Below are 708 nucleotides of genomic sequence, written 5' to 3'. Positions count from 1 at the left end.
AGCCGCCACGATGGTTTACGTGAATATGCCAATTTATATAACCCATTTTGGCAAACTACCTTAGCACCGTCTAATAAAACGGTACTGCCACTGCTTATTAGCGCTGGCGTGTTGTAATAAATGATCATGTTTGGAGATTTAATGCTTAAAAAAGTATTTTTTATCGCTGTTTGTACACTGTTAATTCCTTATGCTACTGCGCAATCGCGTTCGCTTATGCCCAAAAAAGAGCAACCGAAAGACTTTAGGTATTATCAAATTTTTCATTGGAACAAAAAGATAGAGCGTAAAGTAATGTATGAAGCTATCGCCAATGGTCAGTTTCATATGTATGAAAAGATGAGTGCTTGTAAAACTGAAACCGTTCGTAATGTTGAGGATTGGTTAATAGCATTTAAAACTAACCCTGAAGAGGTTAAATTTACAGAGTCAGATAAGGGTATGAGGGATATGGACGATAACGAAATTCGTGATCCTGATTATGGAAAGTTAGTTGCCAAGTGGCTATTACGTGATTACATAGAAAAACGTCACTCATTTTACACTGGAGAAAACCTGCATCAAATGCAAGACGAATTTTGGATTTACTGTTTAGGAAACTTATCAATAAAGCCTTTTACCAAGGCGGTTAAGGATAAATTTGAAGCTAAAATTCAAGCAGAGATAGCAAGAGAGGCATCATACCCATGAAATTAAAAACGATACTTT

General features: G+C 36.2%; 1 protein-coding gene. It reads left to right on the top strand.

Going from position 1 to position 708, the window contains the following annotated elements:
- Nucleotides 1–141: 141 nt before the first annotated feature.
- Nucleotides 142–690: a hypothetical protein gene (locus ACRCA4_RS14980; protein WP_433190385.1), complete on the top strand. Its 549-nt coding sequence runs from the start codon at nucleotides 142–144 to the stop codon at nucleotides 688–690.
- Nucleotides 691–708: the final 18 nt, after the last annotated feature.

This window comes from Rheinheimera sp. WS51 (genome assembly GCF_050936095.1).
In the GTDB taxonomy this organism is placed as follows: Bacteria; Pseudomonadota; Gammaproteobacteria; order Enterobacterales; family Alteromonadaceae; genus Alishewanella.
Note: the sequence above shows the minus strand (reverse complement) of the source record. Positions and strands in the feature narration are given on the sequence as shown.